General features: G+C 67.3%; 9 protein-coding genes. 7 read left to right on the top strand and 2 right to left on the bottom strand.

Features of this window, described 5'->3' with window-relative positions; genetic code table 11:
• The 3 genes from B2W70_RS14210 to B2W70_RS14200 all read left to right on the top strand — a co-directional run.
• A partial coding sequence (locus B2W70_RS14210; protein ID WP_286746647.1) for a glycosyltransferase family 4 protein occupies positions 1 to 294 on the top strand: 294 nt, incomplete at its 5' end.
• A gap of 12 nt (positions 295 to 306) precedes the next feature.
• Entirely contained in the window at positions 307 to 1,431 is a 1,125-nt protein-coding gene (locus B2W70_RS14205; RefSeq protein WP_286746646.1) for a glycosyltransferase family 9 protein, read from the top strand.
• Positions 1,428 to 2,528, top strand: a complete 1,101-nt coding sequence (locus B2W70_RS14200) for a glycosyltransferase (protein WP_286746644.1) — start codon at positions 1,428 to 1,430, stop codon at positions 2,526 to 2,528. Before B2W70_RS14205 ends, B2W70_RS14200 begins: the two co-directional genes overlap by 4 nt.
• A gap of 62 nt (positions 2,529 to 2,590) precedes the next feature.
• On the opposite strand, the gene gmhB is transcribed toward B2W70_RS14200, so the two are convergent.
• Positions 2,591 to 3,682, bottom strand: a complete 1,092-nt coding sequence (gmhB, locus tag B2W70_RS18465) for a D-glycero-beta-D-manno-heptose 1,7-bisphosphate 7-phosphatase (protein ID WP_414631070.1) — start codon at positions 3,680 to 3,682, stop codon at positions 2,591 to 2,593.
• Positions 3,679 to 4,620 (bottom strand): D-glycero-beta-D-manno-heptose-7-phosphate kinase, encoded by a 942-nt coding sequence (rfaE1, locus tag B2W70_RS14185; RefSeq protein WP_286746642.1) that lies wholly within the window; start codon positions 4,618 to 4,620, stop codon positions 3,679 to 3,681. Before rfaE1 ends, gmhB begins: the two co-directional genes overlap by 4 nt.
• A gap of 131 nt (positions 4,621 to 4,751) precedes the next feature.
• Here rfaE1 and B2W70_RS14180 point away from each other — a divergent pair, with 131 nt between their 5' ends.
• Genes B2W70_RS14180 through B2W70_RS14165 form a run of 4 tightly spaced genes read left to right on the top strand, consistent with a single transcriptional unit; the run spans position 4,752 to position 8,619 of the window.
• On the top strand, positions 4,752 to 5,801 hold the full coding sequence (locus B2W70_RS14180; protein WP_286746640.1) for a glycosyltransferase family 9 protein: 1,050 nt from the start codon (positions 4,752 to 4,754) through the stop codon (positions 5,799 to 5,801).
• A gap of 35 nt (positions 5,802 to 5,836) precedes the next feature.
• The gene (locus B2W70_RS14175) at positions 5,837 to 6,880 is read left to right on the top strand and encodes a glycosyltransferase family 9 protein (RefSeq protein WP_286746638.1); all 1,044 of its coding nucleotides are present in this window, start codon (positions 5,837 to 5,839) and stop codon (positions 6,878 to 6,880) included.
• Complete coding sequence (locus tag B2W70_RS14170; RefSeq protein ID WP_286746636.1) at positions 6,861 to 7,178, top strand: hypothetical protein; 318 nt, start codon at positions 6,861 to 6,863, stop codon at positions 7,176 to 7,178. The genes B2W70_RS14175 and B2W70_RS14170 overlap by 20 nt, the downstream gene beginning before the upstream one ends.
• Positions 7,135 to 8,619, top strand: a complete 1,485-nt coding sequence (locus tag B2W70_RS14165) for an ATP-binding cassette domain-containing protein (RefSeq protein ID WP_286746649.1) — start codon at positions 7,135 to 7,137, stop codon at positions 8,617 to 8,619. Before B2W70_RS14170 ends, B2W70_RS14165 begins: the two co-directional genes overlap by 44 nt.
• The last annotated feature ends 60 nt before the right edge of the window (positions 8,620 to 8,679 follow it).

Below are 8,679 nucleotides of genomic sequence, written 5' to 3'. Positions count from 1 at the left end.
CGCGAGGCTTTGTCCATCGCCGTCATCGAGGCGTTCGCAGCGCGGGTACCGGTGGTCGCCACGCGCGTGGGCGGCGTGCCCGAGATCGTGCGCCACGAGGACACCGGCCTGCTCGTGCCCACCGAAGACGTGGCGGCCCTGGCGCAAGGCATCACGCGCCTGAGCAGCGATGCCGGGTTGCGCGCTCACCTCGTTGCCAACGGCGAGCGCTTGTACCAAGAACAACTCACGGCCCGCAGCATGCTCGATCGCACCCTGGCGCTGTACCAACGCTGCCTTGGCCGCACGGCCTGACACCCCGAAACCATGAGCGCGCCCCACCCCGAGCCAACACGCGAGCCACATCGCATCCTCGTCGTTCGTCTCTCTGCGTTGGGCGACATCGTCATGGCCTCGGGCCTGATCCCGGCGCTCAGAACCCGTTTCCCGAACGCCGAGATTTCATGGGTGTGCGAGCCGGTATGCGCGCCGCTGCTCAAGCACAACCCACGGCTCAAGCAGGTCATCGTCTGGCCGCGCGGGGAGTGGCAGGCGCTTTGGAAGGCCAAACGTTACCTGGACCTGTGGCGCGCCGTGCGAGCCTTCCGCGCGCAGCTCAAGGCCGAACAATTTGACCTCGTGCTCGATGGCCAGGGCCTGCTCAAAAGTGGTCTGGTGGCTTGGTTCACCGGCGCGCCACGGCGCGTGAGCATCATCGCTCGCGAGGGCAGCCACCGCCTGGTGCACGAGGTGGTCACGCCACCGCCCGGCGCCGACCCGGTGATGGGCTCGGAGTACCGCTACCTGGCCCATTACCTGGGTGCGCCGCAAGGCAGTTTCGTGCACGACCTGGCGGTGGGCGAGGCGCAGCGCATGCGCGCCCGCGAGGTGCTGCACGAGCGCCTGCAAAGCGCCTGGGGCGATGGCGCGCGAGCGGGTGCCCCTCACACGCCCCGTGCCCTGGTCGTGCTGGCCCCCTTCACCACCCGACCGCAAAAGCACTGGGTGGAGGCCAACTGGGCCGAGTTGGGGCGGCGCATGCTGGCGCAAGGGCTGCAGCCTGTCGTGTTGGGTGGACCGGCCGATCGCGAAGCCGCCGAGCGCATCTGCGCGGGCCAGCCGCAACTGATCAACCTGGCCGGCGCCTTGAAGCTCGATGAGAGCGTGGCGCTGATCGCCGACGCGCAACTGCTGGTCGGCGTGGACACGGGCCTGACGCACATGGGCTCGGCGCTGCGCATCCCGACGGTGGCGCTGTTCGGCTCGACCCGGCCTTACCGAGAGGGCCCCCAGGTTGAAGGCGTCTCCCGCACCCGCATCCTGTATGACAACCTGCCCTGCTCGCCCTGCCGCCGCCGTCCCACCTGCAACGGCGCATTCACCTGCATGACCGGGCTGACCACCGAGCGCGTGCTGCAAACCGCCCTGGCCCAACTGGAGCCCCAGTCATGAGGGTGCTGCACGTCGAGGCCGGCATGCACCTCTATGGCGGCGCGCTGCAAGTCGTCTTTCTGCTGCGGGGCCTGAAAGCGCGCGGCATCGACTGCGTCCTGGCCTGCCCCACCGGCAGCGCCATCGCCACCGAAGCCGCATCGCACGCCCGCGTGGTCGAGATGAAGATGAGTGGCGACGCCGACGTCGGCCTCACCGGCCGCCTGCGCAAGCTGATCCGCGAGGTGCGCCCCGACGTGGTTCACCTGCACAGCCGCCGCGGCAGCGACCTGTGGGGTGCGCTGGCCGGCCGACTCGAAGGCGTGCCCGTGGTGCTCAGCCGCCGCGTCGACAACCCCGAATCGCGCTTCGTGGTGAAACTGAAGTACCGCCTCTACGACGAGGTGGTCACCATCTCCGACGGCATCCGCCAGGTGCTGCTGTCAGAGGGTGTGCCGCCCGCCAAGGTGCATTGTGTGCTCAGCGCGGTCGACACCGAGCGCTACCGGCCCGATCGCTCGCACATGCGCTGGTTCCAGGACACCTTCGGTGTGGCCGACGGTGAGCTCACCATCGGCATGGTGGCGCAGTTCATCGCGCGCAAAGGCCACGTCACCCTGCTCGACGCGCTGCCCGAGGTGCTGGCCCAGCACCCCGGGCTGAAGGTCATCTTGTTTGGCCAGGGCCCGCTCTGGGATGAAATCAACGCCCGAGTCAAAGGCGACGTGCTGCTGTCAAAACACGTGCAGCTGCCGGGGTTCCGCAAAGACCTCGACCGCGTGCTGCCCTGCCTTGATGTGCTGGCGCACCCCGCTCACATGGAGGGCCTGGGCGTGTCGCTGCTGCAGGCCGCGGCCTGCGGCGTGCCGCTGGTGGGCGGGCGCGCGGGCGGCATCCCCGAGATCATCCAGCCGGGCCTCAACGGTGAACTGATCACGCCGGGTGACACGGCGGCGCTGGTGCGCGAGCTGAACAAGCTACTGGGCTCGGCCGAGCTGCGCCAGCGCTACGGGCAAGCGGGCCGGCAGTGGGTGGTCGAGCGCTTCTCGGTCGACGCGATGGTCGAGGGCAACCTGGGCGTGTACCAGCTGGCCATGGCCAAGCGCCGAGTTACCTGAGGACGCAACCTCGGCGCCAGGCAGCCCTCTCGATCAAGCCCCCCGCCAAACCGGCGTCGGCTTCAAGCTGCCTTGAGCAGCGCATCCACGCAGGCAGCGAGGTCGGCGTAGGCCGCGTCGGCGCCCGCCAGAGCGTCGGTCGACTCTTCGTTGTCGGATTGCACGATGTAGGCGCGGCCCAGGCCCGCTGCGCGCGCGGCCTCGATGTCGGAAGGCTTGTCGCCCACCATGAACGAGTGTTCGAGCGACAGGCCGTGCTCGCGAGCCGCCTGCAGGATCATGCCGGGCTCGGGCTTGCGGCAATCGCAGTCCACGGCCAGCTCAGGCACCTTGCCCTTGGGGTGATGCGGGCAGTGGTAGACGGCCTCGACTTCGGCGCCTGCCGCGGCCAGGGCCTCGCGCATGCGGCGCGTGAGCTCCTGGAACTGCGCCTCGGTGTACATGCCGCGCGCCAGACCCGACTGGTTGGTGACGACGATGAGCACGTAGCCCGCCTCACGCAGGCGACGCATGGCGTCCACGGCCCCCGGAACGAACTCGAACTCGTCCCACTGGTGCACGTAGGCGCGATCGAGGTTGATGACGCCATCGCGGTCGAGGAAAGCTGCCTTGCGGGGCGAGGTCAGTGCCGACGGGTACTTGGCTGCGGCCGCCACGTCGGAGGACCGCCCTGCGCGGATGCGCTGCACCAGCGAGGTCGTCGAAAAACCATCGACAAACGGAATCGCCAACGCCTCGCCGCCCCAAGAGCGCACGACGCGCGTCTCTTCGAGCGTTTCCATGTCGTAGTCGCCGCCCTTGACGTAGAGGTCGGGGCGCGCCTGCTTGATCAGCTCGACCGGCGTGCGCTCATCGAAAAAGGTGACCAGCGAGACGGATGCCAGCCCGGCCAGCACCGCCGCGCGGTCGATGTCCTGGTTCAGCGGGCGATCGGGCCCTTTGCCCAGCATGCGTGCCGAGGCATCGCTGTTGACGGCCACCACCAGCGAGCCGCCCAGCTGGCGTGCGGCGTGCAGGTAGCTCACATGCCCCCGGTGCAGCACGTCGAACACACCGTTGGTGAAGACCACCGGCTTGGGCAGCTCCGCGATGCGCGCTGCGATGTCTTCGCGAGCGCAGACCTTGTCCGTCAGGTGAGTGCCCTGGCCGCTCATGCGAACAGCTCCTCGAAGCTCAGTGTGGCGGTGCCGAACTTGGCCACCACCAGGCCGCCGGCGCGGTTGGCGTGGTCCATGGCGTCTGCCAGCGACATGCCGCAGGCCAGCATCAAGGCCAAAGTGCCGATGACGGTGTCGCCAGCGCCAGTCACGTCAGCCACCTCACGGGCCTGGGCCTGTACGCTGCTGACGCTGTCGGCTTCGAACAGGGTCATGCCTTCTTCGGATCGGGTCAGCAGCAAGGCCTGCAGGCCCAGTTGCGCGCGCAGGGCTTGAGCCTTGGCGGTGAGCTCGGCCTCGTCCTTCCAGCCACCGATGACCTGCTGCAGCTCGGCCCGGTTGGGCGTGATGACGGTGGCGCCGGCGTAGCGGCTGTAGTCGCTGCCCTTGGGGTCGACCAGCACGGCCTTGCCCGCCTGACGGGCCAGCTCGATCATGCGCGGGATGTGGGCCAGGCCGCCCTTGCCGTAGTCGGAGAACAGCACCACGTCGTGCTTGACCAGCTCGCGCTCGAAGTCACCCAGCATCTGGCCCAGCAACTCGTGGTCGGGCTCGCGCTCGAAATCGACTCGCAGCAACTGCTGGTTGCGGCCGATCACGCGCAGCTTGACGATGGTCTGCATGCGCGGGTCCTGGCCCAGCACCGTGCCGACGCCATGGCCTTCGAGCAGCTCTTGCAGGCGGCGGGCAGGCTCATCCTGACCCACCACGCTGAGCAGGGTCACCTGACCACCCAGGGTCTTGATGTTGAGCGCCACGTTGGCGGCACCACCCACGCGTTCTTGCTCGCTGGCCACCCGCACCACGGGCACGGGCGCCTCGGGAGAGATGCGCTCAACGGCGCCGAACCAGTAGCGGTCGAGCATGACGTCGCCCACGACGAGGACGCGTCGGGCGGCGAGGGTTTCGCGGGCGGGGTGGGCGGCAGACTTCATGGGACCGTATTGTCCCCAGAAATCGCGCTTGAATCGGGGCTGGACCGCCAGAGCACGCCGGCCTGCGCCCCACGGGCGCCACCAGGGCACAACAAGGCACAATAGCGGGCTGTATTCCGCCCCCGCCCCCCATGTCCGAAACCCGTGAATCCACCGATTCCCGCGACTCCAGGCCCCGCACGGTCGTTCTGCTGCAGTACACCGGCATTGGTGATGTCATCTGGCACATCCCGTACTTCGAAGCGGTTGCCAGGTCCAGCCAGGGCGGACGCATCACCTTGGTGGCGCAACCTTCAACACAAGCCAAGGTGCTCCTGGCGAACGAACCCTGGGTCGAATCCTTCATCGATCACGACTACCGCCCGCGCCTGAGCGACAACCGCCGTGGACGGCATGGCGGGCTGCGCGGCATGTTGAGCATGGCCGGTACGCTGCGTGCAGGCCATTACGACCGGATCGTGGTTTTTTCCGGTCGCGCCAGTCGCGGGCTGCTGGCTGCCCTGAGCGGCATCCCCCAGCGCCTGGGCTACGGATATCGGTTCTGGCAGCGCATCTTCCTGACGCAAGGCCCGTACATCCAACCGCATCGCACCGGCTCGGTGGAGGCTTACCCCGAGGCATCGGCCTTCTGCGTTGCCCAAGGCTTCTGCGAGGCGCCCATCGTGCCGCGTTTTTCCGCGCCCTCGGCCATGGTCGCTGCCATGCGCTCCCGCCTGTCGCACTTGCCCCGGCCGCTGTACGCCCTGGCCATCGGCACATCGGAAGAACGCAAGCAGTGGGGAGAGCAGAAGTACGCTGAACTGGCGTCCGCCCTGTGCGCGCGCGGCGCTGGCGTCGTGCTTCTCGGCGGCCCTCAAGAACGTCAGCTCGCGCAAGCCATACTGGCTCGCACCCCTTCCGACCTTCACAACCGGGTGCACGTGCTCACCGACGCCCCCCTGCTGGGCAGCGTGGCCGCTCTCCAGGTCGTCGACGCTTGCGTCGGCAACGACACGGGCATGATCCAGATCTCGGCGGCGGCGGCCAAACCCACGTACGCATTGCTGGGCAATCGCCCGGTGCTCGACCACGACCCGCTCATGGTCAGCATCCTGGCGCCCTCGCTGGCCGACGTCAGCGTGACGCAAGTGCTCGACGCCATTGGGCGCAGCCCTCTCGCGGGCGCAGGCCTCCCAGCCTGATGGCACCTCATTCACCCCTGACCATGCCGGATTCCGTGAATCACACCCCCGACGCCAACGAACAGGACCATCGACCGCGAACGGTCGTGGTGCTGCAATATGCCGGCATTGGTGACCTGATCTGGCACATCCCCTACTTCAAGGCGGTCGCGGCCCAAAGCCAGGGCCAGCGCATCACCCTGCTGGCCCAACCCTCGACCCTGGCGCGCCACTTCCTGGGCGCCGAGCCTTGGATCGAGCGCGTCATCGACCACGATCACCGCCCCCGGCGCACTGAAAAGCGCAAAGGCAAGCACGCCGGCCTGCTGGGCATGTGGCGCATGGCCCGCGAACTCAGGCAGGGCCATTTTGACCGCATCGTGCTGTTCTCGGGTCGCCCCAGCCGCGGGCTGATCGCCGCGCTCAGCGGCATCCCCGAGCGCCTGGGCTTTGGCTACAACCGACTGCAGCGGCTCTTCCTCAACAAGCCGCCCTACATCGAGCGCTATCGCGGTCCGTCACTGGCCTTCTACCCGGAAGCCAGCGCCTTCGCGGTGGCCCAGGGTTTTTGCACGGCACCCATCGTGCCGCGAATGGACGTGCCTGCCCAACAGGTCGCGCAGATGACCGCGCGCCTGGCCCACCTGCCCCGCCCGCTCTACGCCTTCGCCATCGGCACCAGCGAAACATACAAGCAGTGGGGCGCGCAGAACTTCGCCGACCTCGCCTGCGCCCTCATCGCTGAAGGTGGCGGCGTGATGCTGCTGGGTGGCCCCGGTGAAGTGGCTCTGGCCCAGGAAATCGAGGCCCTGATCCCCGAGAAGGTCCGCCATGCGATGACCACGGTCACCGACGCCCCGGTGCTGGGCAGCGCCGCCGCCTTGCAGGTGGCCGACTTCTGCGTGGGCAACGACACCGGCATGACCAACGTGGCAGCCGCCGTGGGCCGCCCCAGCTTCGTGATCATCGGCTCGCGCCCCACGCTTGACCAGGACCCGGTCAACATGCACAACGTCACGGCTGAAAAGCTGTCGGACATCACCGTCGAGCGCGTGCTCGACTTGCTCAAAGAGGCTCGCCGTGGCGCAAAACACGCCTGAACAGACCATGGAGCTCAAGGAGACCGGACGCAAGATCCTTGCGTACGGCAAGCCGCACTGGAAGATGTTCGTCGCGTCTTTCGTGTTCTTCACGATCGGCGCTGCCGTCGAGCCGGTGATCCCAGCGCTGTTCAAGAAACTGATCGACTCCGGTTTCAAGGAAGGCCTGAACTACCCGCTGTGGCTGGTGCCCATTGTGATCATCGGCCTGTTCCTGGTGCGAGGGCTTGTTCAACTTCGCAGGCAACTACACCATGACGTCGAGCATCTCGAGCGTCGTGCTGAGCCTACGTCGTGACCTCATGCGTGGGCTGCTGCGCGCCGACGCCAAGCTGTTCACCACCATCAGCCCGGGCCTGGCCGTCACCAAGATCATCAACGACCCCCAATTTGCCTCGCAGACCCTGGGCAACGTGGTCATCTCGGTCATCAAGGACACCATGACCCTGGTGTTCCTGCTGGGTTACCTGCTCTACCTGAACTGGCAGCTCACCTTGCTGTCGTTCATCAGCATGCCTTTGCTGGGGGTGCTGCTCAAGAAGGTGCAAAAGCGCCTGCAGCACGTCGGTCAAGCCCAGTACGAGTCGCAGCAGCGCCTGGTCAACACGGTGGACGACAACGCCCGAGCCTGGCGCGTGGTGCGAACCTTCGACGCCGCCGAGTTCGAACTCAAGCGCTTTGACGCCGAAGCCAACGTGCTGCGCCGCATGGTGCTCAAGACCATGGCCACCAGCTCGCTGATCACGCCCATGACGCAGGTGGTGGCCGCCATCGGCGTGTCCATCATCATCACGCTGGCCATCTACCAGGCCAGTCAGGGCTCGACCACCATCGGCGAGTTCGTCTCGTTCATCACCGCGCTGCTGATGACGATCTCGCCCATGCGGCACCTCACCGACGTCTACCAGCCTGTGACGGGTGCGCTCATCACGGCACGTGGTGCGTTCGACCTCGTCAACGCCCCCATCGAGCCCGACAACGGCACGCGCGAGATGCCCACCTCGCGTGGTGACATCGCTTTCACCGACGTCAAGGTGCATTACGAGGGCGCAGCCACCCCCTCGCTCGATGGCTTCACGCTGCACATCGAACCGGGCCAGACCGTGGCCCTGGTGGGATCCTCAGGCGCGGGCAAGACCACCGTGGTCAACACCCTGCTGCGTTTCGCCACACCCGCTTCGGGCCAGATCCAGCTCGACGGCGTGACCATCGACGAGCTGAAGCTGGCCAGCCTGCGTCGCCACTTCGCCGTGGTCTCGCAAGACATCGTCCTGTTCGACGGCAGCGTGGCTGCCAACGTGGCCTATGCCAGCCCGCATGGCGTTGACCGCGCCAAGGTGGAGCAGTGCCTGCGCGCCGCCAACCTGTGGTCTCATGTGTCAGCGATGTCGCAAGGCATGGACTCGCCCATCGGCGCCAACGGCAGCATGCTGTCGGGCGGCCAACGCCAGCGTCTGGCCATTGCGCGCGCGCTCTACCGCGACGCCGCGATCTGGATCTTCGACGAAGCCACCTCGGCGCTCGACTCCGAGTCCGAAGCCGTGGTGCAGCGCTCCATCGAAGACCTGCGCCATGCCAAGACCCTCATCCTCATCGCTCACCGTCTGAGCACCATCAAGAACGCCGACGTCATCTGCGTGATGTCCGAAGGCCGCATCGTCGAGCAAGGCACGCATGCCGAGCTGATGGCGCTGGGCGGCCTGTACGCCGGCATGGTGCGCATCCAGGCTGCGGACTGACCCTTTCGAAGAGAGCAAAGCCATGATCATCGTCACCGGCGCCACCGGCTTCATCGGCTC

It is taken from the genome of Aquabacterium sp. UBA2148, from assembly GCF_002328915.1.
In the GTDB taxonomy this organism is placed as follows: Bacteria; Pseudomonadota; Gammaproteobacteria; order Burkholderiales; family Burkholderiaceae_C; genus Aquabacterium; species Aquabacterium parvum.
This window is presented reverse-complemented; position numbering and strand designations above follow the sequence as displayed.